This is a genomic window from Micromonospora sp. AMSO12t (genome assembly GCF_008806585.1).
GTDB lineage: Bacteria > Actinomycetota > Actinomycetes > Mycobacteriales > Micromonosporaceae > Micromonospora > Micromonospora reichwaldensis.
Genome location: NZ_WAAS01000047.1, coordinates 12,253 through 35,467 on the forward strand (window position 1 = coordinate 12,253; position 23,215 = coordinate 35,467).

Consider the following 23,215-nt stretch of genomic DNA (forward strand, 5'->3'; position numbering starts at 1 on the left):
CGGGATCAAGACAACCCGGCGGCCACCGCGCGGACCGACCGGGCAGAGCGGGCAGGCGGGACCGGGCCCGCCCGGCAGCCATCACGCAGAGGTGGGCGGGCCTGCGGGATCAGGCCAGTTCGAAGGCCACCGTGCGGGTGGCGGGGTCGGCGGTGACCAGGCGGACCCGCACCCGCTCGCCGAGCGGCAGCTCGCCGAGGCAGCGGGCGCGCACCGGCGGTTCGTCCAGCGCCACGGTGCCGCCGGGCCGACGGCCCGGGCGGGCCTTGCCGTCCGGGGCCGCGTCGACGTCCAGCACCGCCGCGTCGAAGGTCTCCCCCACCCGGTGCTCCAGCAGCACCGCCTCGGCCAGCTCGATCGCGCCCCGGGTGGCCGCCGAAGCGGTCCGGTCGGTCGTGGCCATCACCTCGGGCAGCCGGGGCAGCGCCGCGCGGGCCCAGTCGGGCACCGCCCGGCCCTCGTGCAGGGCCAGGCAGACCTCCGTGGCGTACCTGTCGGCCAGTCGCCGCAGCGGCGCCGTGACGTGGGCGTACGCGGCCGCGACCCCGCCGTGCTCCCGCTGCTCGGGCGGCGCGCCGTCGAAGGCCGTGTACGCGGCGCCCCGCATCAGCTCGGCGGCCTGGTCCACGAAGGCGGCGGCCCGGGGCTGCGACGGGTCCAGCCCGGCGATCACCTCGCCGGGGCCGGCGCCGTCCGGCCAGTGCACGCCCAGCGGGGCGGCGGCTGCCCGCAGCCGCGCCACCGCCTCGGGCTTCGGCGCCGGCATCGTACGCAGCAGGCCGATGCCCCCGGCGAGCATGATGTCGGCGGCGGCCATCCCGGTCAGCAGCGAGATCTGGGCGTTGTGCTCCTCCATCGGCACCGGCCCGCGCAGCACCAGCCGCCAGCCGTCGCCGTCTGCCTCCACGTCCTGCTCGGGCAGCGGCAGGTTGATCGCTCCCCGGCGCAGCCCGCGCGCGGTGAGCAGGGCCCCGATCTCGGGCAGCAGGGCGATGGGATCGGGTAGCCGGCCGGCGTCGGCGTCCGCCTGGACGCCGACGTAGTCCAGCTTGGCCCGGCTGCGCACCAGCGCGCGTTCGAGCGTGACCCCGACGGTGCCACCGTCCGCGTCCAGGTCGATTGTCCACAGCACGGCGGCCCGGTCGACGTCCGGCAGGAGGCTGGCCGCGCCCTCGCTGAGGGTCTCGGGGTGCAACGGCACGGTGCCGTCGGGCAGGTAGACGGTCTGCCCGCGCCGCCAGGTCTCCTCCTCCAGCGCGCCGCCGGGGCGGACGTGCGCGGCGACGTCGGCGATCGCGTACGACACCCGGTAGCCGCCACCGGGGCGGCGGGCGAGGTGCATCGCCTGGTCCAGGTCGCGCGAACCGGCGGGGTCCACGGTGACGAACGGGACGTCGGTGCGGTCGGCGGCGGGCCGGGGCGGCGCGGCCGCCGCGGCGTCGGCCTCGCGTTGCGCCTCGGCCGGGAACCCCTCGGGCAGCCCCAGTTCGCGGCGCAGCGCGCCGAAGTCGATGCGGGGTGCGAGTACGCGTCGGATCACCACGGGGTCAATCCTGACAGTGTGGCGGATGATCCGCTTCCCGGCGAGTGCCGGTCTCCGCGTCGCGGTCAGCCGGTCGCCCGGCGCGCGCTCGCCCGTACGCCCCGGGGGGCGGTGGCCCGGGCCGCCGTCGTCGGGGCGGGTGCCTTGCGGGCGGTGACCTTCTTGGCCGGCGCCTGGGCGACGGTCGTCTTCTTCGCCGGCACCTCGGCGACGGTCGTCTTCTTCGCCGGCGCCTCGGCGACGGTCGTCTTCGCCGGGGCCTTCTTCGCCGCCGCCTTGCGGGTGGTGGCCGAGGAGGTCGTGGTGGCCTTGCTGGCGGGGGCCTTCGTCGCGGCGGCCTTGCGGGCGCCGCCGGTGGGCCGGGTCGCGGCCGTCTTCCTGGCCGCCATCGTCTTCTTGGCTGGCGTCGTCTTCTTGGCGGTGGCCTTCTTCGCCGGGGCCTTCGCCGCCGTCGTGGTCCTCTTCGCCGCCGTGGTGGTGCTCTTCCTCGCCGCCGTGGTGGTCTTCTTCGCCGCCGAGGTGACCTTGCGGGCGGGGGCGGTGCCGCCGGCGGTGGCCTTCTTCGCCGGCGCGGTGGCCTTCTTCGCCGTGGTGGCCTTCTTCGCCGTGGTGGCTGCCTTCGTCGCCGCCTGCCGGGCTGGCGTCTTCGCCGAGGTCGTCTTCTTCGCCGCCGTGCTCTTGGCCGCCGCCGTCGTCCGCTTCGCCGCGGCGGGCGCCTTCTTCGCGGCGGTGGCGGTCGTCTTCTTCGCCGCGGCCGTCGTCCGCTTCGCCGCGGTGGCGACCCTGGACGCCGCCTTCTTCGCGGGAGCCTTCTTCGCGGGGGCCTTCGCAGCGGAAGCCTTCGCGGTGGGGGCCTTCTTCGCCGGGGCCCGTCCCGCGCCGCCGGTCGCCTTGCTGGCCGGTGCCTTCTTCGCCGCCGTGGACGTGGCGGGCGGGCGCGTCGTCCGCGCCGTGCCCGCGGTCCGCTCCGCCGCGGCGGTCTTCCTGGCGGTCGTACGTCTGGCGGCCGGGCGGGTGGTGGCCTGCTGTGCTTCGGCCATCTCGGTTCCCTTCCTGGGGACGTGCTCTCGCCCTCGCGGAGCACCACGTGCCTCGGCGCGGGCCGTCCCGCGCCGCCTATCTGTTCTCCCCGGCCCAGCGGGCGTCCTCGGCCTCCCACGCGTCGTTGCGCTCCCGCACCGTCTGCAGGGCGTTCTCCGCGTCGGCGGCTGAGGCGTACGGCCCCAGAACGTGCCTGGCGGGGCACACGTCGGCGTCGGTCTCAACCCGGTGGTGCCGGGTGCACCAGTAGAAGTGCCCACCGCTTCCGCTGTCGCTCATGGGATCACTGTGCACCGCGAACCACCCGGCCGCCACCGGAACACCACAAGTCGCCGATGTTCTCCACAGTAGACGTGCCCCCGCCGGCAAGGGCTGGAACTGCGAAAACAGGGCCGCCCGGGGGTACGGCGCCCACCCCGTCGGCCCGCGACGGGGCAGCCGCGGGGCGGGCCCGTGGCGCACAATCGCCCCGTGCGACACGGGGGTGGGACATCGGTGTGGCCGCGGCGCGTACTGACGGTGGCGGCGCCGGCGATCGTGCTGACGGTGGCCGGGGCGGCCGCCGGGCTGCCGCTGCTGCGGGACCGGTCACAGCAGCGGCTGGAGCGACAGGCCGAGCGGGAGGTGACCGCCACCGCGCAGCTCGCCCGCGCGCGGTTGCTCGCCGAACCGGCGGCCGGGGAGTCGACGCTGCGGCGGGCCGCCGACGCGGTGGACGGGGTCGAGGTGCTGACCGTACGCAGCGACGGGCCCCGCGCGGAGGCGACCGTACGGCTGGTGTTCCGCGTCCGGGTCGCCAAGACCGCGGCCTCCGTCTTCGGCTGGCAGCGGGCCGACTCGGCGGCGTGCTTCGCGCTGGCCGTGCCCTCCGACGCCGGTCCCGTCGCTCTCGAACGGCTGCCGTGCCCCGACTGACGGACGGGGGGCGGGTTAGGGTCGCCGGATGGGCGTTCCGGACCACATCCTGCGGCTGCGCGAACGCGTCGGCCACGACCTGCTCCTGCTGCCGAGCGTGAGCGCGGTGGTGCGCAACGACGCCGGCGAGCTGCTGCTCGGCAGGCGCGCCGACGACGGGCGCTGGTCGGTGGTCAGCGGCATCGTCGAGCCGGGCGAGCAGCCGGCCACGGCGGTGGTCCGCGAGGTGCGGGAGGAGACGGGCCTGGAGGTCGAGCCGGTCCGCCTGAGCAGCGTCGTGTCGCACCCGCACACCTACCCCAACGGCGACCGCTGCGAGTTCTTCAACCTCGGCTTCCACTGCCGGCTGGTCGCCGGCACGGCCCGGGTCAACGACGACGAGTCGGTGGCCGTGGAGTGGTTCCCGCCGGACCGGCTGCCCGCGCTCGACCGGCACGCCCGGCTGACCGTCGCGCACGCCCTCGGCACCGAGGCGGGCGCGTGGTTCCTGCCCGCCGGGACGGCCTGGACCGAGTCCGGTGACTGACCTCGACCCGCCCCTGCGCCGCTACCTCGCCGACCTGGTCGCCGCCGCCCGCGACGTGCTCGGCGACGACCTCGTCGGGGCGTACGCCGCCGGCTCGGTCGGGCTGGGCGCGTACCAGCCGGGGCGCAGCGACGTCGACGTCGCGCTGGTCTGCGCCGACGCCCTCGACCTCGGGCGCCGGCAGGAGCTGGTGGCGCGGCTGCGGCACGAGGCGCTGCCGTGCCCCGCGCGCGGGCTGGAGCTGGTCGCGTACCGCCGGGCGGTCGCCCGCTCCGGCACGCCGGAGCCCGGGTTCGAAGTCGAGCTGAACACCGGGGCGCGGATGCCGTTCCGGGCGACGTGGGCCGCCGCCGACCGCCCCGCCGAGGACGGCCTGTTCTGGTACGGCCTCGACCGCAGCATCCTGCACCAGTGCGGGCACGCCCTGCTCGGGCCGCCGGCCGCCGAGGCCTTCGCCGACCTCTCCCCCGCCGACCTGCGCCGCCTGCTGACCGACGCGCTGCGCTGGTGGCTGGCCCTGCCGACCCCGCCCGGCGACGGTCCCGCCCCGGGGGCCGAGGACGCGGTGCTCGGCGCCTGCCGCTCCCTGGTCAGGGTCCGCCACGGCGTCTGGCTGTCGAAGGTCGACGCCGGCCGCCGGCTGCTCGCCGACGACCGGCCGGCCAACGGCGACGCGGCCGTCGACCCGACCGACGGCGCGACCGCCGACCTGATCGAACGGTCGATCGCAGCGCGGGCCGGCGGGCCGCCACCGAGCGGTCCCGAGGCCCGTGCCTTCCAACGTCGCGTCCTGGACGAGGTCCGCGCGACGGCGGTGTGACCCGCGGCCCGGGCCGGGCCGGGGTTTGGCAGCGGCCGGCCGCGACCGGTCGCCCCTCCTCGCGGTCGGGTCAGGACGGACGGACGACCGGTTCGGGGACGGCGTGGTCGGCGGCCGGCCCCGGCCGGCTGCGGGCGGCGCGGATCGCCCAGGCCAGCGCGTAGGGAGTGCAGGCGAGGTAGAGCAGGGGCTCCAGGAGGACCGCGTCGGTGATCAGGAAGATCTCCTGTTCGGTCGGTCCGGGCAGGCCGAGCGCCGAGTCGGTGTAGCAGGCGAAGAGCCACAGCGGGGCGAAGGTGGGGTCCACGCCCTGCGGCACCCCGTCGACGACGGTCCCCGTGCCCGCCGGAACGTGGCTCAACACGGCGACGACCGTCGCCAGGTCGGCGACGACGATCGCGCCGAGCACGCCGACGCACCACGCGAGCCGAACCCGGCCGCGCCCGGCCAGCCTGGTCGTCACCCGTAGGACCAGGGCCAGGCCGGCGAGCCAGAGCACCAGCCCGGGCGCGACGCGGGCCAGCGCGTCGACGTCCCCGATCACGGCTCGCCCGGCCGCCGCGAGGGTCAGCGCGACGGGGACCACGATGCCGAAGGACACGCGCCAGCCTCCGGCGGACGCGCCGCCGCGAGCCAGCCGTTCCGCGCACACGGCCAGCCCCACCGCTCCGCAGAGGGTCAGTACGGTGGCGATCGACAGTTGCAGGTCGAACGCCCACCCGACCCGCCAGCTCAACCACTCGACCACGACGTTCATCGCGAACAGGCTGACGAGGACCACCCCGACACAAGCCGACGGGGCGAGCAGCAGCGGAAGGGCCGTCCGGAGCAGTCGGCGGGCGATCGGCGCGCGGTCGGGGGCATCGACGCCGGAGCGGCGTACGGCCAGGCTGGCGGCGAAGCGCAACATCCGCACCCGCTGTCCGCGCTCGGCGAGGACCTGTAGCTCGGCGGCCCACTCCCGGCCGAGGTCGGCGCGGAGGTCGATCGGCCAACGACGCCGCGCGACCGCGAGCAGCACCGCCGCCACGCGACGGCTCACCACGCCGGCGCCCCGGCGGGCTCGATGCCGCCCCCGGACGGGCGGGGGTCGGGGGCCAGGGCCCGCAGCTCGGCCAGCGCGCGCCGGGCGGCGGCCACCCCCTCCACCGTCAGCCGGTAGTAGCGTCGCGCCGGCCGGCCCACGCTGGACGGGTCGACCGCCTCCCACTCGGCGGTAAGCCACCCGGCCGACCGGAGCCGGTGCAGCACCGGGTAGAGGGTGCCGCTGGGCAGGCCCGTCATGGCGATCAGGTCCAGGCCGTAGCGCTCGACGTCCGGTTCGGCCAGCAGCGCGGCGAGCACCCGCGCGACCGGGATGGTGATGCGCACAGCCGGACTATATCGAAACTCTACATAGGGTCGGGGGCCCTGCCGGTTCCCGGCAGGGCCCCCGAGGTGTCAGCCGGTGACGGGCTCTACCGGGATCCAGAGTTCGGCGTCCGCCTGCGTGCCGTCCGCCGACAGCCGGGTCCGGGAGATCTCCGGTCCCGGCCGGCTGCGGTACGGGTTGGACGGGAACCACTGGGTGAACACGTCCCGCCACAGGTACTGCACCGCCTGCGGAAACTCCCCGGAGGTCTCGAAGACCGCCCAGGCGCCCGCCGGCACGGGCAGCGCGTCCAGGTCCTCCGGCGCGTCCGCGCCCGTCACCACGCCGTACCAGTAGTCCAGCTCGGTGCCCTCCGCGCGGCTGTCGGCCACGTCGGCGCTGACGTTGACGACGCCCTGCGGCTCCTGGTCGGACAGGGCCTCGATCCGGCGTACCGTCTCCGGCGGGATGCCCTTGACGAAGGCGACGATCGACGGATTCATCCCCTCGTGCACCAGCGGCACCCGGGCCTTGCGGCCCACCAGCTGGAACCCGTCCTTGTGCACGATCCGGTATCGCATGCTGCTGCTCCCTTCGACGACGAGTCGGAAGGACATCCGGGGCTGGGAGTGCAACGCCGCCCCCGTACGCCGGGCCTCGCCGGGGCCCACGCCGTGCACGGCGTGGAACGCCCGGGCGAACGCCTCGGTGGAGCCGTAGCCGTAGCGGACCGCGACGTCGAGCAGCGTCCGCTCCCCCGCGAGCACCTCCGCGCCCGCGACCGTGAGCCGCCGCCGCCGGATGTACTCGGACAGGCCGACGCCCGCCAGCGCGGAGAAGATCCGACGGAAGTGGTACTCCGACGTCACCGCGATCCGCGCCAGCTCGGCCACCTCGATCTGTTGGTCGAGGTGCCGCTCGATGTGCTCCATGGCCTGGTTGAGCCGCTCCAGCACCCGGTTCTCCTTCCCGTTCCGAACAGCAACGCTAGGCGCGCGGGATGTTGGCGCACCCGACATGCTGTGCCCGGATCGGTCGCCCCGGTCGCGGCATGGGCATTATGGCTCAGGAAAGACCCGGATCGGCCCCGCCGCCGTTGGTTCGTGGCTGGTCGAAGCGGTGCCGGGCGAACGCGTCCGCCCTGCCCCAGCGGCCCGGGATGTCCAGCAGTGCGAGCCGGTCGAGGCCGGGCGGCAGCGCCGGGTTCACGGCGAGGTGGTCCTCGTGCGGTTCGATACCGAGCATGATCCGGATGAGCAGCAGGGACGCTCCGCTGGACCACGCCTGCGGGCTGCCGGCGGTGGGGTACCGGACCGGGTACCGCGTGGTGTGGCGGTCGAATCCGCCGAAGGCTTCGGGAAGCCGGCCCTGGAAGTAGGTGGCGGCGTCGATGACGCCCTCGGCGATGCGTCCCGCCTCGTCGGCGAATCCGTAGCGGCGCAGACCCCAGGCGATGAACGAGTTGTCGAAGGGCCAGACGGTGCCGCGGTGGTATCCGAGCGGGTTGTAGCGGCCCTGCCCCTCGGCGAGGGTCCGCACTCCCCAGCCGGAGTAGAGCGCCGGCCCCATCAGGTGCTCGGCGACCCGCCCGGCACGCTCCGGCGGCACGATCCCGCTCCACAGCAGGTGCCCGATGTTGGAGGAGAGGCTGTCGACGGGAGTGCCGTCGCGGTCGAGGGCGAGAGCGTAGTAACCCCGGTCGTCGAGCCAGAAGTCCCGGTTGAAGCGCTCGTACAGCGCCGCCGCCTCGCTTTCCAGCCGGTCCGCATAGGCCGGGTCGTTCCAGAACGTACGGGCCAGCCGCGCCGCCCGGATCTTGGCGTCGTAGGCGTAGCCCTGGGCCTCACAGGTGGCCCTGGGAAAGCCCGGCAGCCTGCCGTCGGCGTAGGAGATGCTGTCCCAGGAGTCCTTCCAGCACTGGTTCTCCAGCCCGGTGACCCGGTTGCGTCGCTCGTACCAGAGGTAGCCGGTGGACGTCAGGTCGGCGTACTGGTCGATCCACGCCAGGGCCGCCCGGGCCTCCTGTTCCAGCTCCATCACCAGCGCCGCGTCGCCGCTCCACCGTTCGTACTCGTCGAGCAGCACCACGAACAGCGGCGAGGCGTCCACGGTGCCGTAGTACGGCGAGTGCGGCTGCTCCTCGAACGCGGCCGACTCGCCGTAGCGCAGCTCGTGCAGGATCCGACCGGGGTCCTCTTCCAGCACGTTGTCGGTCCGGGCGCCCTGCAACGAGGCGAGGATCCGCAGCGTCGGCGGGGTCAGCGACGGGGTGAAGGGCAGGGTCTGCAAACAGGTCAGCAGGCTGTCCCGGCCGAACAGGGTCATGAACCAGGGCAGTCCCGCCGCCGGTACGGCCGCGCCGCCGAGCGAGAGCGGGGCGAAGCGCAGCGCCGCCAGGTCCACCAGGCTGCGGTGGTACACCTGTTGCAGTGCGCTGCTGTCGGTGTCCAGCTTCGGGGCCTCCGCGAGCCACTCCCGCACGCTCGTCGGCAGGGTGGCGGCGTCCGGGCGCAGCGCCCGCACCGAGGCACGGAGGTCGACACCGTCCGGACGCAGCGCCCGCATGACGACCCGCAGCTCCGTCGACCACCGGGCGCCGGGCGGCAGCCGCAGCGTGAAGCGGAGCCCGTCCCGGTCGAAGTCGGCGGGCTCACTGGCCGAGACGGACACCTCACGCTGGAACGTGCCGCGCCGGTAGCCCAGCCGCAACTCGTCCGGACCGACGTGGAGGTAGTGGCTGCCGGCCTTCTGGCGGACGTCGAACTTGATGTCGAAGATGTCGGCGAAGTCGGCCGCCACCTCCAGTCGTACGTCGAGGTCCATCTCCTTCTCGCCGTAGTTGAACAGCGTCAGCGACTCGGTCAGGTCCGGTCCGATCCGCCGCCGCCGGATCGCCGACACGTCGGCCTCCACGTAGTCGGTCTGCCCGCCCGGCACCACGAAGAACGCCGCCTCGTAGTACTGGCTGTCGTCCACCGACAGCGCGGTCAGCCGCTCGCCGTTGACGGTGAGCACCCATCGGGACAGGAAACGCGAGTCGGCGGCGAACAGGCCGACCGGGGTCGCGGGTGACGACTCCACGTCACCGCTGGAATCCGAGACGATGAAGGTGCTGCCGTCGATGCACGACACGGTGCCCGGGATGTCCTTCACCGGGTCACTCCCCGCGACCGGAGACGGCCTGCTGCCGTGAGGCGGGGGGCACCGGGAACAGCCGCCCGACCCGCATCGCCAACGCGAGGTTCCCGTCGACCATGATCTCGCCCCGGGTGATCCCGGCCAGGCCGTTCATCTCACCCCGCGACATCGCCTCCGCGACGTCGGCGGTGACCGTGATGACCGTTTCCGCCGGGGCGTCGCTCTGCGTCACCTTCAGGCTTCCATGGTCGATGTCCAGCAGCCACCGCTCCACCCGGTCCCCCTCCCGGATGTCGAACCGGACGGTGCCACGGACCTTGCACAACCGTGGATCGTGACCGACATCCGCCAACTGCTCGAAGAAGGCACTGGTCGCCGTCATACGACCTCCCCGCCACTTGTCAGGAGCGCTCGCCGACTACCCGTCGTACGGTGGCACTAACGCTCCCACCGGCGCCCCGGCCCGCTGCACCGAGTTGCGCGTGCTTCGCATCGGCCGGCCAGCCGGCGTCCGACCGATGCCGGCACGGCCGCACAGGTGGCGTCGCCGCGGGGCGAACCGACCGCCGTGAGGAGGCACTGCGCGGGTGAGGAGTCAGCGGCGGCCGCACCAGGCGCGGGCCGGCGCGGTACGGACCAGGAGCCCGCTGACCAACAGCGCCAGCACCGCCAGCAGCCCGCCCGCCGTCGCCGCGACGAAGGCCAGGTCGACCGGGGGCGTGATCAGCGACCCGAGGCGCGGCCCGAAGAGCAGCATGATGCCGGCCCCCACCAGGAACGCGACGGCGACCGGCGCGGCGAACCCGTGCACCACCCGCCACGCCGTCGGGCCGCCGTGCCAGAGCCCCCGGAGCACGGCTGCGGCCGCCGCCGTGCAACAGGCCAGGGCGAGCCAGTTTCCCGCGCCGCCGACCGCGCCGAGCAGCGTGACGGCCACGACGATGGTGTACGCCCACCAGAGCGCGAGCAGCACCATGCTGATGACGATGCTGGACGGCCGCCGCATCGGCTCCCGACCGGCGGGCAGCGGGCCGGACTCCAACGGCTCATCGGTCATCGCCGGATCCTATTGCGCCCGACCAATCGGGGTTCGGCGGCCGAACATCGTGGAAGATGTGCGGCTCTGAGCTGGTGGGCGACGGTCTGCCGCACCGGGCCACACCCCGCACCGGCCCCTCCGGAAGAAGGCCTGATGGTCTTTCAGCACCCCCATGGCATCGGGCACCAGGGCCTGGGACCGCTCGCGCATCGCGGCGCGTGGCCGACTGCGTTGCGCGTTGTCAATCCGCGGGTGCCGGCTCGGTGGGCCGTGGTGTGAAGAAGCGGATGATGTCGTCGGCAGCGGTGGGGGACAGCATCATTGCCTGGACCCGTGCGGACATTTCGGCGATCGGGTGGATTCTGGTGAACATTGCCTCCTCGTACGCCTGGATCGCCGAGTCCGGGTCGGCGGGGTTGGCGGCGAGTTCGCCGGCGAGTTCGGCGGCGTCGAGCATGGCCTGATTGGCACCCTCGCCGACCGGTGGCATGAGGTGCGCGGCGTCACCGATGAGGGTGACGCCCGACTGGTGTGCCCAACGTGTACCGATGGGCAGCGTCTCGATCCTTCGAGGCGTCGGCGCGCTGTCGCCGGCTTCGACGAGTGCGGTTAGATTCGAGTCCCAGCCGTCGAACATGTCCAGCAGAGCGCGCTTGCTGCGGTAGGTGTCCAGGTGCCGATCGTCCGCGCGGAGGGAGATGCCGACCCGGATGCCGCCGTCGCCGAGGCGTTGCGCGGCAAGGATCTGGTTCACGCCGATGCACCACAGGTTCCCGGGGCCGACCAGCTCGGCGAGATCCGGGTGGCGCCGGTCGGCGTCGCTGATGCTCAGCTCGACCAGGGTGGCCACGTAGGACAGTTTCGCGTCGGTGCGCAGCGGCCGGACGACCGAGCGCGCGCCGTCCGCGCCGATGAGGACGTCGCAGTCGGCGCGGTGACCACCGTCGAACGTCAGTCCGAAGCCTCCGTCGGGTCGCGGCGTCGCCGCGACGAGCCGGTGCTGCCAGGCCACCGTGTCGCCGGGGAGCGAATCGAGCAGAAGATCCCGCAGTGCGGCGCGGTCGATCTCGGGGCGTCCGGAGAATGAGCCGGGTTGCGGCGTGTGGTGCACGAGGGTGCGTCCGGCCGGGTCGAGGATGCGATGTTCCTCGCCCTCCGGCCGCGCCTCGGACCGGAACCGGCCGGCGAGGCCCGCCTGGGCCAGGGCCCGCTGCCCGGACTCCGGGTGCAGGTCGAGCGATCCGCCCTGCGATCGCGCGGATCGGCTCGCCTCGCGTTCGTACACCACCGCGTCGATGCCGTGCCGGTGCAGGATTCGCGCCAGTGTCAGGCCGCCGAGGCCACCGCCGGCAATCGCGATCCGCATCATCACCTCCGTTAGCGTACGCTGTATCTTATGGATACGCCGTACGGTAGCGCGCCGTTGCCCGTCTGGGAACGGCCCGAGCCTCAGCCGCGAGCAGCGCCGGTGCCGCTGAGCCGCGCGAAGATCGCCGCCACGGCTATCGGGCTCGCCGACGCACACGGCCTCGACGGCCTGTCGGTTCGCAAGATCGCCAAAGAGCTCGGCGTCGGTCCGATGCGGCTCTACGACTACGTGTCCAACAGATCCGAACTGCTCGACCTGATGGTCGACGCCGTGTATGCCCAGATCGCCGAGGCCGGTCAGCACTCCGAGTGGCGCGCCACGCTACTGGCCGTCGTCCACCGGACCCGCGACGCCGCTCTTGAGCATGAGTGGTTCGCCGACCTGCTCGGCGCAAGGCCGCACCTGGGACCTCATGCGCTTGCCGTGGGCGAATCGACCGCGGCGGCGCTCAGCCAGGCCCCTGGCGTACGCGGCATCGACGACCTCCAGCGGGCCATGGGCGCCCTCAACGCGTTCATCATCGGGGCGCTCCGCAGCGAGGTCACCGAGCGACGCACCGCCCGTTCCACCGGCACCGACGTGCCCGCCTGGCAGGCCGCCCTCGGGCCCTACCTGACACGCATGCTCGAAACAGGCCGCTACCCCACCATCGCCCGGCTCGTCATCGACGGCGCCCACCTCAACGCCGAGGAGACCTTCCACCACAACCTGATCACCGTCCTGGACGGCATCACCGGCCATCCCCAGACGTGACCACATGCTCCGAGACCAGCCGCCTGCTGAAGGCAAGGTGCTGGACGCGGGCCAGGCCCGGTTTGGTGCCCGAGTCAACTCAGACGTAGCGGCTCTACTGCGATTCCGGATGCCCCGGTGCCATTTTCAGCGCTGCTCGTGGTTCTGTGCGAATGATCGCATCTCACGCGCGTACCTGACCCGCGTCCTATGCGCCGAGACCAAGGCAACGGTAGATAGCGCGATTGCGAGTGCGCCCACAGCCAGGCCACAGACATCAAGGAAATCCATCGATCCACCTGCGGCAATGACCACGAGGGCTGCCACTTGAGGCAGGACAATAAGCACGAGGCCGGACACCAGAAGCGGACGAGCGAAGCCGCCACTTCGTATGTTCAGGTAGGATTCAGAGTTATTCCACTGGATGGGCATATCTCGTCCGGGATAGTTGCGATGCAGCCAGCCAGAAACCTCTATTCCCAGATAGCGCGCCAGGGAGCCGATGAAGATTGTGTGCTGACTGTATAGCTGACTCGCACCTAGCCCCAGGAGCGGTATCGCGTAGAGCACCGGGCGGTACGGCTCATTGAGGGATACGCCGAACAGGCTAGCGCTCCCAGCAAGGAAAAGAAACAGGACGGTGTCGCGCAACCCGACTCGATGCGATATCTCTGCTCGCGCGCTTGAATGAAACTGGAAAGCGATTTGCAGCAGATCATTCTGCTCGGAAGATGATGACGGACCATTCACGCCGACCGCTCCAATCCCCGGGGTTCCAGGTTACGGGTGAGGCTCAAGAGGGCGACAGACAGCGAGAGGATGACAGCCGGGCCGCAACTGGGCCGTCAAGCGATCGACCTCGCCCAACAGCGCCCGAGGAAGCAGCAGGTCAGCCACCGGGTAACGACGGCTGACCGGGTGGGCGACGGACCAGTCGACCTGGACGCCGAATTGAAATCACCGCGCCCCCGCTAGGCAGCACCCCGGTGGGCACAATGATCACCGGTACGTAGCCGATCCAGACGAACACGTGATCATGGAGCGGCTGCCCGCCACGCCGCGGTGACACACAGCTCGTCGACGGTCCAGCGGCCGGCGCGTTCACCGTCACGCAGGAGCCACCGCACCCGTGGCAGATCCGCTGTCGGTGGAACATCGAGGACGACAAGTCCAAACATGCCCGCCCCGCTCACCTGCAGCGGGGCGAAGTCAGCCAGGACAACGTCCTCGAAGTGTTCGAGAACGTTGTCATCAGGGGCCCAGATGCGGATCGCGCAGTAGCCCGATGCCGTGACCTTCTCCTTGACCCACCACTGGCCGTCGCGGTCGCGCTCAACGCGGAGAATGTCGTGCTTTGCGGCATCGAATGCGCCCCATGGTGCCCTCGGCAACCGCACCTGACCCGGTGCCACCAGCTCCGCGCCCATCCCCATGCTCGTCGCGTTGCTGCCAGGCGGCATGCGGAACCACACCTGCACCCACCCGTCCGGCAGGTTGAGCATCAACTTTCTCCTTCCCGGCGATCGATCAGCGTTCGACACCCTGAGCAAGCAAGGTCACCCGTCGCGAGAACGGCACCGGACCGGGCAGCTGAGACGCGGACTCCACGGACGAGTGTGGCCTTCCGGGTACGGCTGTGTCACGGGCACGGCAGCCGGCACGCGGCGGCCCCGATCGTTCTGGGCAGGCCGAAGAGTTGCGCCGGCTGCTCGTAGGCCAGGCTGTCACCCTGCCGCCCTAGATCCTGGCCGACGCGACCCGCTCGCCGCGCTCCCCTTTACCACCGCCCTTGGCCGCACTGCCGTCGTCTGCAGCCGTCAGCGCTTAGCGACGAAGCCTGTCTAGTCCCGCCACATTCACAGATCCCGTCCCAGTTCATTCTTTACGCGCTGCCTAACTTCCGGTGGCGCCGTTCAGTTGGACCGGGACTCGTGGCTGACGCACTATCGCTTCGCCCCAGTCACCGCTCAACTCCCACGCCCCACCCCTGAGCCTGGTGGTCGGGCAGAAGGTATCGATATGGCCGTAGTCGGTGTCGCCAACCGCATCGATGGCTGGTAGGAGTGAGGACCTGCGCAGGATCACGGCCATGTCGCTCTCCAACACGAGCATGCCGTTGCGGTAGCAGCGAGCCTCGCCACGCTCCGGCCGGCTGTAGTCGGGGTGAGCCGGCGTCAGGGCCAAGTCGAGCGCGAAGGTCAGTTGGGTCAACGAGGCGTCCACGCTCAGGACCCAGGAGGCTTCCAGGACGACGTTTGCCAGGCCGGCGAAGACCTCGTGATAGGGAGAGGCGAACTCATCCACCGCCCGTCAAACGCCACCCAACGATGACCAAGGTCGACCAACGGCACCAGATAAACGACCAGCTCAGAGCCTTGATCGGAGCTCCGAGCTGGTGGGCGACGGACGAGTCGATTTGTACGCCGGATTACGATCATCGCACCCGCGTTGACCTGGGGCGGAGTCTGGCGACAGCCACTGTAGGCCGTCGCCAGGCCGTCAGGCGTCGCAGGTGCGAAGATCGCATGTCGTCGGTTGTCACACGGACGGGTCCCAGGCGGCGAGTTGATCGAAGATACGGCGGTCGCCTTCGAACTCCAGCGACTCCAGCGGTATGCGGCCGTAGAAGAACAGGACCAGGTCGCTTGCCGTGCCCCGGGCGGAGACGTGGGCCGTTTCGGGATCCTCGCCGGCAGCGGGCGTGAAGCGGGCGACCTGTGCCCCGTCGCGGGAAAGCCGAAGGCGCCAGGAGTGGCCCTCGGTGGCGTGGTAATCGACGATGGCGGGGTCGTGTGGCCAGGCAACCGTGGTTGCGCAGACCGTGAACTGGCAGTCGTCGAAACCGTCGAGGGCGACCTCGTCTGGTAGCGGCTGCGGGGCACCCCGGGTGAGCTGGGCGTCGTAGGTGTACACCGCGATCTCGGGGACCTGTCGCCGCGCCCAGGCACCTGAGGTTTGCGGTGACGGCGAGTCATCCCACCACGTCCAACAACTGCGATCCGGGCCGGCCTCACGCAGCGCGCTCGTCAGGTGCTCGATGGACTCGGTCCACCAGGCCAGCAGTGCCTCGCGCTCCCGAGGCGCACCCATGCCGTCGTCCCAAGCCGACTTCTCCGGGGGCGCGTCTGCCGGCCCTGCGGCGACGATGGCGGCCGATTTGCGGCGAGCCATGCCCACGTGTTGCACAAGATCGAACAACGTCCGCTCGGGATGGGTCGGAACCTGCATGTCGAGGCGGGACGCCGCGGCGACCGCGGCGCGGAAGGCGGTCGACCGTTCGTTGATCAGCCGCAGATGATCAGGGAACGTGAGAACTTTATGCACCCGGCTTTCTACCACTGTGCTCCGACGACCGGACAGCGAATTTCGCGATCGATCGCGCCGGCCGCCCCGGCACTGATACGTGCCCTTGGTTCACGCGCGGAAAGCGACATCCGCGTTGATGCTCTCCCCCCGCGTCGAGCAACGCCGAGGCGTAGAAGTGACGCAGCGCGTGCATCCCGGTGGCCCGGGTCGGCGCGCGGCGTCATGCCCGGCACCGAGGACGCAGAACGCACCATCAGGTACGTCACGAAGTACATCATCAAGCACACCGGCGGCTGCCACAGGATCACGAGCGGCCGGCAGCGTGCACACCTCGACGCCGTCCAGGAACTTGCCGACCTCGGATTGGTCAAGGCCACCACCATCGAGGTACGCGTCCGGGTTCGCGATCAACTCCAAGATCCGCCGCCTGGATTACGCGTTCAAAGCTGCATGACGAGGCACTAGGTTGGCGGCGTGGGTTCCTCGCCAACGGAAAGAAGGAGGAGGCTGTCCGTTGGGCTACACGCTTGACGCCCTCATCGGCTCCGTCGGCGCTCTCCACGCCGCTGCAAGCCAGTGGCCGGCTGCTGTGCCCGTGCCGCTGGCGCATGACCTCGCGCTGCTGCCGATGACCGACGAGCTGTTCGACGCCGTCACGGACGGCACGACGGAGCGGGTACTCGGATTCTGGAAGCTGCCGGGCGGCTTCGACCGTGAGCTGTCGTCCTGGTCCTCAGTGGGACCGGTCGGCTATGTCGAGGCGGACTTCTTCGGGGGCGTGGGCAGCCAGCGCGCGGCCCTCTGGGTCGCTGGCGAGTTGGTGTTCGGACCGCTGTTTGTGGGCGAGGGTGAACCGTTCGCTCCCCAAGGAAGCCCTATCTCTCAGCTGCTGGCGCGCCTTGGTGTCGAGCGCCACAGGTACCGCGATGAGTTCGAGGCGGTCGGCCTCGGACGCCACCGCGAGACGGCGGACTGGCTGCCATAGCGGCGAGGAACGTCGATCATGTCAAGCATCGACTGGGACGCAGGTGTAAAGCATCAGCCGGGACACGACAAGCCTCTTGCGAGAAGCTGCCGTCGCAACACGACCTCGTCGAACGGTTCAGCGTCGCCCGCGAGACGATCAAGGCTGCCCTTCGCAAGCTGCAAGATGAGCGGCTGATCGTCACCCGTCAGGGCAGCGGCACCTTCGTCCGCGCCAACACGGAACGCCCGGTCGGACTCCGGCCGCACATCGAACGAGCCTTCGAGGCCACGAACGTCACGATCGACTTCGCCGGCTTCTCCGGAGAGACGATGTACAACGCGATCCAGGAGACCTTGGACAAGGTCCGCATCGGGCGCCTCACCCCGGAGTCGATCCGGGTACGCGTCCTGATCTCCGACATGACCTCACCAATGGCGATCCCCTGCCGCGCCGAGGACCAGGCCGACGACCCCGGCATCCGCGCCCGCGCCCGCCGCATCACCGACCGGTCGATCCACGCCCTCACCGACGCCGTCCAGGAACTTGCCGACCTCGGATTGGTCAAGACCGCCACCACCGAGGTACGCGTCCACAGGGCCGCCCCGCTGTTCAAGCTCTTCATCATCAACGAGCAGGAAGCATTCTTCGGCTTCTACCCGGTCGTCGAGCACACCGTCTCCGTCGACGGCAAGCCGATGGCGATCTACGACGCGATGGGCAAGGACGCGATCCTCTTCCCGTTCACACCCAGCGACGAAGACGCCAGCAATGACGCCCTCTACGTCGAGCAGGCCCGCGCCTGGTTCGACAGCATGTGGGGCACCATCGCCCGCGAGTACGCCTCGTGACCGCCCCCGACTTGGCCAAGGTGATCGACCGCGCCCGGGTGATCCTGCTCGACTTCGACGGCCCCGTGTGCAGCATCTTCGCCCAGCACTCCGCGTCCACCGTCGCCCATGCATTGCGCCGGCTGCTCGTCGACCAGGCCGTCACCCTGCCGCCCAAGATCCTGGCCGAACGCGACCCGCTCGCTGTGCTCCGCTTCACCGCCACCCTTGGGCGCCCTGCCGTCGTCCGCCTGGTCGACGAGGCCATGACCCGCGAGGAAGTCACCGCGGCCCGCACTGCCGAGCCGACCCCGTACGGCCGGGAAGTCATCGTCGCCGCCCACCAGACCGGCCGCCGAATCGCCGTGGTATCCAACAACTCGGCCGACTCCGTCCACGCCTACCTGAGCGCCCGACGCCTCACCTCGTACGTGCACCCGGTCATCGGCCGCCCCGAGGCAGCGCCCGAGCGGATGAAGCCGGACCCGTTCCCTGTACTCGCAGCCGTACGGGAGCTGGGCGCGGAGCCGGCGGAATGCGTCCTCGTGGGTGACTCGGTCAGCGACATCGAGGCCGCCCACGCCGCCGGAGTCGCCGCCATCGGGTACGCCAACAAGCCCGGCAAGCGCGAACGGTTTGCTACCGCTGATGTCGTCATCGACAGCATGGCCGAACTGGTGACCGCCTTCGCCGTTGACGAGCTGTAGCACCCACTTCGCACACGAGCGCCCCGGGAGATCATCACCGGGGCTTTCTCGTGTCGTCAGTTCACCCCCGGCCCGGTGTCGCGGTGCCAGCCACCCTGGAGTTAGTCCAGGTCCCCGCGCTTGGCCGCGATCCACGCTTCAACGTCTTCGGCAAGCCAGACGTTGCCCATCTGGAGCGTGGCCACGGGTTCCGGGAAGTCGCGCCGATTGGTGATCTGGTAGACGCGCTGGCGCGAGACGCCGCCGAGCATGGTCCGGATCTCCCCCGAACCCACCAACCGCAGCTTCTTGCCCATGACACTGACGCTAGGCACTCGCCGACTAGGCGTGGGTCAAGTTGATGGACACCTAGTTATCGCACGCCCTAGTCACTTACCCTTAGCGCATGACTAGGTTCAAGTGGTTCCAGCGCCCCGACCAACCTGTCGACTACCTAGCCGGTGAACCAGCCCCATCCAGCTACGGCCGAGAGCCGCAGAGATGGATTGGCCGAGCTTCCATCCCTGCACCAGAGCCGCCCCTTACGACCAAGGCAGGACTCTGGCGCTCCAAGAACGCCACGACGCGCCTCAACCAGAGGTAGGCCATGTCGATCCCGCAGCGGCAGCCAGAGCCGCCGTTTCTCGTCCTGATGGCCGGCAACGTCGTCGACTTCCACAACCGCGCCGCCTGCTCGCAGTGCTCGGACGAGGTATGCCCACGCCTGACGGCGGCCGGCGAGACCCTACGCGCCTGGCGAGACAGGAAGAGCCGACGTGAAGGCCGGTGACGTGCTGCATCTGACTCGCGCGGCCAGCCCTCAGTTCGCACGGCCGATCTTCTTCCGCCTCATCAAAGTCCGCGCGGAGCTTCACACCTACGATGGCTGGACATGGATAGACGGCTACCAGCTGGACGAAAAGGGCGATGCCATAGCCCGCAGAGAACTGTTTGTGTTGAAGGCAGGTGTGCGTGCGCAACTCCCGCCCCCCAGGACTCGGCCGAAAGTACCAGCACGGCAAGCTCTCAGAAGACGATGAAAGTGCCGACATGGCGGTAGCAGCAACCCTCATCCCTCCTACTTGGAAACCAGCTTGGCCAAACCTGCGACGTCGCCAGCCTTGATGGCGGCATACAGCGCCAGGGCAATCGTGGACATTGCAACAACCGCATTAAAGGTCTTAGTTGGGCCGTCAATTAGATCAAAGAAGGTAGTAAATCTTCTTGTCGACCAGAATCCTCGCCTGACAGGAGAAAGCTTCTCTTCAAGCCGCCCATCCTTAAGATTTGCGACAGCCACATCGGCCGCATGAAGAAGATCAGGGTTTCTTGGTTCGGCAAGACAGCAAACAACTAGCTCTAGAACACTCCGCACATCCTTGGCAAGATCAGAACCAGACGGCACAGGTCCAGTCAAGATGCCTCGGACAGCACCGGCGAGATCTTCCAAGATACGCGACAAGGGATGTGGCGCTGAAAGTTCACGCAGCTCAGGAGCGACAGACATCGCAGAAGAATCCAGCTTTTGAGCAAGAGATGCCCAACCATAGCGCCAAGGTCCCAGGGGATCAGGTATAGGCGAGTAGTAGCCGTATCTCTGCTCAATTTCACCGCTAGGCGAAGTTTGCCCAAGCAGTGCGACCAAGGCCCGAGTGGGCTCCATCTGGCGCTTCACAGCTCGAACTTTCTTTGAGGCAGCAAGAAAGCAAAGCACAACGGAGGCAATGACGATACAGGCCACGGCCACGGCAGGCAGCCCCTGAAACAAATCGGCGCGGATCTTCGCAAAGCCAAACGTATCGCCCGCGACGAGCAGAAACGACGCCCCATAGGCGTAGGTGAAGAAGAACGGCCCCAGGCGGAGCAAGGAATGCGAGTAGATCGCAATCGACGCTTCCCGAAGAGAGGCACTACTTATCTTGCCGCTGGACCTAGAGATTCTCCTCAGCTCCAACAAGCGCGGAGATTTGGCGATCTTACTGGCACCAGAGGCAACGGTCGAAAAACCGGCCACAGCTGCCAGAATTACTGCCGAGAAAAGCCCGATAGCCATACCTTGTACTAGGTATTGCTGGGCCGAGTTAGCCGCCATTCGCACGAACCAAAACCCAACGCCATACGGCACGCCGATAGCAACTATCGCAAGCATTGCCCCAATTGAGCCAAGCCAAAGAAGTCTGCCAATATTAGCCAAAACAGCAGGCATCGGAGGCCCCTGATTCGCGCCCTGCCACGAAACGATCTTCCGCAAAAGACCATCATGGAAGCCCGCAAGGAAGCCTGGAAGCAGGCTACGGGACGCCTCAACCCCAAGCGCCGCCCGCTTGAGCACGAAGCGGACCGCAGGACGGAGCGGATTAAGCCGATGAGGATGGGCAGCCAGGAATGGCAGTCGAGGGGAAAGCTTTTCGGAAATTCGCGTACGCAATACCATCATAAAACCACACGCTAGGCTCATCGCAATGTATGGAGCAGCGACGCTCAAGAACAGTCCGGTCAATATCCAGGACACTGAAGGCTCCTACGTGTGGGCGGTCGTCTCCAATCATGCAGAAGCTGTCAAGCCAGGTTAGGCCACCCGCCTAGTCCCGCTGCGTCTGCCATGGAACCGACATGTCCCTGCTCATGAAATATTTTTCACCTCCCGGACACGAGAGGGTCGCTGCGGGGCCTAATGACTGATCTGGGAGTCACTTGCACTCACTACGGGTAGTGCGCACTCCACTGCCAACAGACGCGTTGACCTGTCGCAGATCAATTGGCGGACGGCGTGTCGCACATCAGTGGACAGAGGACAAGATTAGGTGCTGGCTGCAATCCGACAACTGACGTGCGACACACCTCCGCCAGGTGATGTGCGACAGGGGAGCGGCGATCTAGAGGCGGCAGGTTAGCCGCCGACCAACGTCCTGTCATGCCGATGAGAGTCCTCGGTGATTCGATGAAACCTCATTGAGGACTCACCAACAAGACGAGTCTTTACGCGAGGGTTTGTGTGAATTTTGCGATTGACGCCGAAAGGCAGCTTTCCAGCAAGTGGTCCACCTCGGGCCAAATGGCGTCGAGGGTGAGGTCCCCAGTGATTGGAACTCGGTCGAATTCGCTAGGCTCAAATAGCCATTCGTAGGCAGGGGCCTGCTCTTCACCCTCGGTGAATAGGCGTTCCGCCTGAATCAGAACGGCACCGATTCCTGTTTCGCCTGAGCCGACGCGGACAACGGCCACCAGGAACCGCAGCCGCTCCTCAAGGAGCCTCATAGTCAGAGTGTTCCACCAGGACCCCTCCGAAAGATTGGCGAAGAACTGATGGTGTCGTGCCAGTTTGACTAGCTGCCCATGAAACTGAAGGGCCTCGCTCGTCCCGACATTCGCACGCCTAACCCACACGCTCGCACTCGTGTCGTTCGAGCGGAATGTCTGCTCAAGTTCCGGCGCCAAGGCTTTCAGCTTTGCCTCAATTCTATTGCTAACCCTGAGGGCCAGTGTCGCCAATGCCTCCGACTTCTGGCGGCGATTCGCCTGCTGAAGGTCTGCTAGTTTCGCCGCTGCAGCCCGGGCCACTTCGAGAACCGACCCAGTAGACAATGGCTGAAGAGGCGCCTGGAATTGCCGAATCATGGCCTGCCGCTCAAGATCGGCGAGCAGCAGGATCAGCGGCTCGAGGTCGCCGTCATTCGCTGCATCAAGTTGTTTGATGTAGTGCGAACGGGTATCGCGGCCGACCACCAGCGGCGCATAGTGCGCCCTAAGTAGCTCCAGCAGCACGAGCGCCCGCGCGACTCGGCCATTGCCATCCTGGAAGGGGTGGATGGAGATGAAGCGATGGTGCAGCCACGCTGCGCGAATTATGGGGTGGGAGTCGTCACTCTCGTAAAAGCGGACTAGCGACTCCATCTGATCCTGAACTCTCAACGGAGGGCAGTATTCGAGAGTGGATCCATCGGGTCGCGTCACATGATTCGCATCGACTTTCCACTCACCATGCAGCAGCTCTACCTTGACCGGATTCCCCAGGGTGTCAGTGGCGTCGTATGTCAGCTGGTGACGGGTGATGAGCGCGTGCAGCTCCCGAATAAATGATGTAGAGAATGGCCGCTCACCTCGTGCTGACTCGCTGACGAACTCTAACGCTTCGTACTGATCCTTAATCACAGAAAGAGCCTCGGCGCCAACTGAGCCACCAGTGCGCTCGATTACACCTTGACTGATTCCTTCAGCTACAAGCGCCTCCGTAACGCCCCAGTCCACGTCATAGAGTCTTTCGATAATTCCGGTCTCAATGGCATGCGATCGTAGTGCCCTGAGGCGTGTTTCCTGAAAACTATCGGGGTCATTCTTGGCGGCTTCCTGCCAGGCATGCTGGAGTGGCTCCAGCTTCCTCAGGAAACTCGCTGTCTGTTCGCTTACCTCGGGAACCCCGGTGATTTCTTCCCAGATATGATTTTTAGGCGCCACGACCCCGATCGTATCAAAATGAGCCGGGGACCAAAAGCGCATCTGGGGTCCGACGACAGGCATGGGGATCGAACTCTCATGCCGCGATCAGCGCGCTGCGGTGTCGCAGCACCTGGCGGACGCGTGTCGCACATCAGCCGACGGAGGACAAGATTAGGTGCTGGCTGACTGCCGAATTGCTCTTTTTCTGATCAAGGCACCGCGCTCCGCGCGGTGCGGGGCGGCAAGCCCGGCCGGCGGCAAGCCGCCCCGGCCGCCTACGGCGCCGGGGCGGTGAGCCACCGACAGCCGCCGGGACACCGCCCGTTACCTTTTTGATCGTCCCCAGCCGGGGACCCTCGGTCGCCCGGCCCGGTATGACTTACTGCCCCTATCGTTTGGATGATCCGGGGGGTGTTGTCGCCGGGTCGGGTGGCGTCGGCGGACCGCTGATAGGGACACGGCCACCCGTGTTGGGGTAGGTCTCTTCGTAACGTGGCTGCCGGCAGTCCGACGCCTGG

Annotated in this window: 25 protein-coding genes; 10 read left to right on the plus strand and 15 right to left on the minus strand. The window is 68.8% G+C overall.

Annotated elements, in window-relative coordinates; genetic code table 11:
* Positions 1-109: 109 nt before the first annotated feature.
* The gene (locus F6X68_RS10195) at positions 110-1,543 is read right to left on the minus strand and encodes an RNB domain-containing ribonuclease (protein ID WP_151454032.1); all 1,434 of its coding nucleotides are present in this window, start codon (positions 1,541-1,543) and stop codon (positions 110-112) included.
* A gap of 18 nt (positions 1,544-1,561) precedes the next feature.
* Between F6X68_RS10195 and F6X68_RS33445 the strand changes: the two genes are divergently transcribed.
* The 4 genes from F6X68_RS33445 (at position 1,562) to F6X68_RS10220 (ending at position 4,845) form a co-directional block, all read left to right on the plus strand.
* Positions 1,562-2,755, plus strand: a complete 1,194-nt coding sequence (locus F6X68_RS33445; RefSeq protein ID WP_192581354.1) for a hypothetical protein — start codon at positions 1,562-1,564, stop codon at positions 2,753-2,755.
* A 324-nt stretch (positions 2,756-3,079) separates the two neighbouring features.
* Entirely contained in the window at positions 3,080-3,499 is a 420-nt protein-coding gene (locus F6X68_RS10210; RefSeq protein ID WP_151454034.1) for a hypothetical protein, read from the plus strand.
* Positions 3,500-3,527: 28 nt separating this feature from the next.
* Positions 3,528-4,025 (plus strand): NUDIX domain-containing protein, encoded by a 498-nt coding sequence (locus F6X68_RS10215; protein WP_151454035.1) that lies wholly within the window; start codon positions 3,528-3,530, stop codon positions 4,023-4,025.
* The gene (locus F6X68_RS10220) at positions 4,018-4,845 is read left to right on the plus strand and encodes a nucleotidyltransferase domain-containing protein (RefSeq protein ID WP_151454036.1); all 828 of its coding nucleotides are present in this window, start codon (positions 4,018-4,020) and stop codon (positions 4,843-4,845) included. The genes F6X68_RS10215 and F6X68_RS10220 overlap by 8 nt, the downstream gene beginning before the upstream one ends.
* Positions 4,846-4,915: 70 nt before the next feature.
* Here F6X68_RS10220 and F6X68_RS10225 read toward each other — a convergent pair whose 3' ends face one another.
* The 7 genes from F6X68_RS10225 to F6X68_RS10255 form a co-directional block, all read right to left on the minus strand.
* Positions 4,916-5,890 carry a hypothetical protein gene (locus F6X68_RS10225; RefSeq protein ID WP_225852123.1) on the minus strand — a complete coding sequence of 325 codons (975 nt, stop codon included), beginning with the start codon at positions 5,888-5,890 and terminating at the stop codon, positions 4,916-4,918.
* Positions 5,884-6,216 carry a PadR family transcriptional regulator gene (locus F6X68_RS10230; protein ID WP_151454037.1) on the minus strand — a complete coding sequence of 111 codons (333 nt, stop codon included), beginning with the start codon at positions 6,214-6,216 and terminating at the stop codon, positions 5,884-5,886. The genes F6X68_RS10225 and F6X68_RS10230 overlap by 7 nt, the downstream gene beginning before the upstream one ends.
* Before the next feature lie 69 nt (positions 6,217-6,285).
* The gene (locus F6X68_RS10235; RefSeq protein ID WP_151454038.1) at positions 6,286-7,152 is read right to left on the minus strand and encodes an AraC family transcriptional regulator; all 867 of its coding nucleotides are present in this window, start codon (positions 7,150-7,152) and stop codon (positions 6,286-6,288) included.
* 109 nt (positions 7,153-7,261) lie between these two features.
* On the minus strand, positions 7,262-9,340 hold the full coding sequence (locus tag F6X68_RS10240; protein ID WP_151454054.1) for a glycogen debranching N-terminal domain-containing protein: 2,079 nt from the start codon (positions 9,338-9,340) through the stop codon (positions 7,262-7,264).
* Positions 9,341-9,353: 13 nt separating this feature from the next.
* On the minus strand, positions 9,354-9,716 hold the full coding sequence (locus F6X68_RS10245) for an SCP2 sterol-binding domain-containing protein (protein WP_151454039.1): 363 nt from the start codon (positions 9,714-9,716) through the stop codon (positions 9,354-9,356).
* A 213-nt stretch (positions 9,717-9,929) separates the two neighbouring features.
* Positions 9,930-10,391, minus strand: coding sequence for a hypothetical protein (locus tag F6X68_RS10250; protein WP_151454040.1), 462 nt, complete (start codon positions 10,389-10,391; stop codon positions 9,930-9,932).
* Positions 10,392-10,614: 223 nt separating this feature from the next.
* Positions 10,615-11,898: an NAD(P)/FAD-dependent oxidoreductase gene (locus tag F6X68_RS10255; protein WP_225852124.1), complete on the minus strand. Its 1,284-nt coding sequence runs from the start codon at positions 11,896-11,898 to the stop codon at positions 10,615-10,617.
* On the opposite strand from F6X68_RS10255, the gene F6X68_RS10260 reads away from it, so the two are divergent.
* A complete protein-coding gene (locus F6X68_RS10260; protein WP_225852125.1) occupies positions 11,842-12,495 on the plus strand; it encodes a TetR/AcrR family transcriptional regulator in 654 nt (217 codons plus the stop codon). The two genes, F6X68_RS10255 and F6X68_RS10260, sit on opposite strands and share 57 nt — an antisense overlap.
* Positions 12,496-12,621: 126 nt before the next feature.
* Here the strand turns inward: F6X68_RS10260 and F6X68_RS10265 are convergent, their stop codons facing one another.
* From F6X68_RS10265 to F6X68_RS10285, 4 genes are all read right to left on the minus strand, one after another.
* Positions 12,622-13,224 carry a hypothetical protein gene (locus tag F6X68_RS10265; protein WP_151454042.1) on the minus strand — a complete coding sequence of 201 codons (603 nt, stop codon included), beginning with the start codon at positions 13,222-13,224 and terminating at the stop codon, positions 12,622-12,624.
* Between the two features lie 284 nt (positions 13,225-13,508).
* Positions 13,509-13,976 carry a DUF4265 domain-containing protein gene (locus F6X68_RS10275; protein ID WP_151454043.1) on the minus strand — a complete coding sequence of 156 codons (468 nt, stop codon included), beginning with the start codon at positions 13,974-13,976 and terminating at the stop codon, positions 13,509-13,511.
* 391 nt (positions 13,977-14,367) lie between these two features.
* Positions 14,368-14,778 (minus strand): hypothetical protein, encoded by a 411-nt coding sequence (locus tag F6X68_RS10280; RefSeq protein ID WP_151454044.1) that lies wholly within the window; start codon positions 14,776-14,778, stop codon positions 14,368-14,370.
* Between the two features lie 234 nt (positions 14,779-15,012).
* Entirely contained in the window at positions 15,013-15,798 is a 786-nt protein-coding gene (locus F6X68_RS10285; RefSeq protein WP_151454045.1) for a maleylpyruvate isomerase N-terminal domain-containing protein, read from the minus strand.
* A 496-nt stretch (positions 15,799-16,294) separates the two neighbouring features.
* Here F6X68_RS10285 and F6X68_RS10295 point away from each other — a divergent pair, with 496 nt between their 5' ends.
* Genes F6X68_RS10295 through F6X68_RS10305 form a run of 3 tightly spaced genes read left to right on the plus strand, consistent with a single transcriptional unit; the run spans position 16,295 to position 18,281 of the window.
* Positions 16,295-16,765: a hypothetical protein gene (locus F6X68_RS10295; protein WP_151454047.1), complete on the plus strand. Its 471-nt coding sequence runs from the start codon at positions 16,295-16,297 to the stop codon at positions 16,763-16,765.
* A 32-nt stretch (positions 16,766-16,797) separates the two neighbouring features.
* Positions 16,798-17,595 (plus strand): GntR family transcriptional regulator, encoded by a 798-nt coding sequence (locus F6X68_RS10300; RefSeq protein WP_370518931.1) that lies wholly within the window; start codon positions 16,798-16,800, stop codon positions 17,593-17,595.
* Positions 17,592-18,281 carry an HAD family hydrolase gene (locus F6X68_RS10305; protein ID WP_151454048.1) on the plus strand — a complete coding sequence of 230 codons (690 nt, stop codon included), beginning with the start codon at positions 17,592-17,594 and terminating at the stop codon, positions 18,279-18,281. Before F6X68_RS10300 ends, F6X68_RS10305 begins: the two co-directional genes overlap by 4 nt.
* Positions 18,282-18,382: 101 nt before the next feature.
* Here the strand turns inward: F6X68_RS10305 and F6X68_RS10310 are convergent, their stop codons facing one another.
* Positions 18,383-18,577, minus strand: coding sequence for an AlpA family transcriptional regulator (locus tag F6X68_RS10310; protein WP_028189453.1), 195 nt, complete (start codon positions 18,575-18,577; stop codon positions 18,383-18,385).
* 290 nt (positions 18,578-18,867) lie between these two features.
* Here F6X68_RS10310 and F6X68_RS33450 point away from each other — a divergent pair, with 290 nt between their 5' ends.
* Both F6X68_RS33450 and F6X68_RS34155 read left to right on the plus strand, forming a co-directional pair.
* Positions 18,868-19,050, plus strand: coding sequence for a hypothetical protein (locus F6X68_RS33450; RefSeq protein ID WP_192581357.1), 183 nt, complete (start codon positions 18,868-18,870; stop codon positions 19,048-19,050).
* Positions 19,037-19,300, plus strand: a complete 264-nt coding sequence (locus F6X68_RS34155) for a hypothetical protein (protein WP_151454050.1) — start codon at positions 19,037-19,039, stop codon at positions 19,298-19,300. Before F6X68_RS33450 ends, F6X68_RS34155 begins: the two co-directional genes overlap by 14 nt.
* A gap of 38 nt (positions 19,301-19,338) precedes the next feature.
* Here the strand turns inward: F6X68_RS34155 and F6X68_RS10320 are convergent, their stop codons facing one another.
* Positions 19,339-20,772: a hypothetical protein gene (locus F6X68_RS10320; RefSeq protein ID WP_151454051.1), complete on the minus strand. Its 1,434-nt coding sequence runs from the start codon at positions 20,770-20,772 to the stop codon at positions 19,339-19,341.
* Positions 20,773-21,239: 467 nt separating this feature from the next.
* Positions 21,240-22,715 (minus strand): Fic family protein, encoded by a 1,476-nt coding sequence (locus tag F6X68_RS10325; RefSeq protein WP_192581358.1) that lies wholly within the window; start codon positions 22,713-22,715, stop codon positions 21,240-21,242.
* Positions 22,716-23,215: the final 500 nt, after the last annotated feature.

Bases quoted from the DNA above. Each gene is read 5' to 3' on its own strand.
- F6X68_RS10275 (WP_151454043.1), bottom strand. From the start codon at position 13,976: ATGCTCAACCTGCCGGACGGGTGGGTGCAGGTGTGGTTCCGCATGCCG.
- F6X68_RS10310 (WP_028189453.1), bottom strand. From the start codon at position 18,577: ATGGGCAAGAAGCTGCGGTTGGTGGGTTCGGGGGAGATCCGGACCATG.
- F6X68_RS10250 (WP_151454040.1), bottom strand. From the start codon at position 10,391: ATGACCGATGAGCCGTTGGAGTCCGGCCCGCTGCCCGCCGGTCGGGAG.
- F6X68_RS33450 (WP_192581357.1), top strand. From the start codon at position 18,868: ATGTCGATCCCGCAGCGGCAGCCAGAGCCGCCGTTTCTCGTCCTGATG.
- F6X68_RS10245 (WP_151454039.1), bottom strand. From the start codon at position 9,716: ATGACGGCGACCAGTGCCTTCTTCGAGCAGTTGGCGGATGTCGGTCAC.
- F6X68_RS10215 (WP_151454035.1), top strand. From the start codon at position 3,528: ATGGGCGTTCCGGACCACATCCTGCGGCTGCGCGAACGCGTCGGCCAC.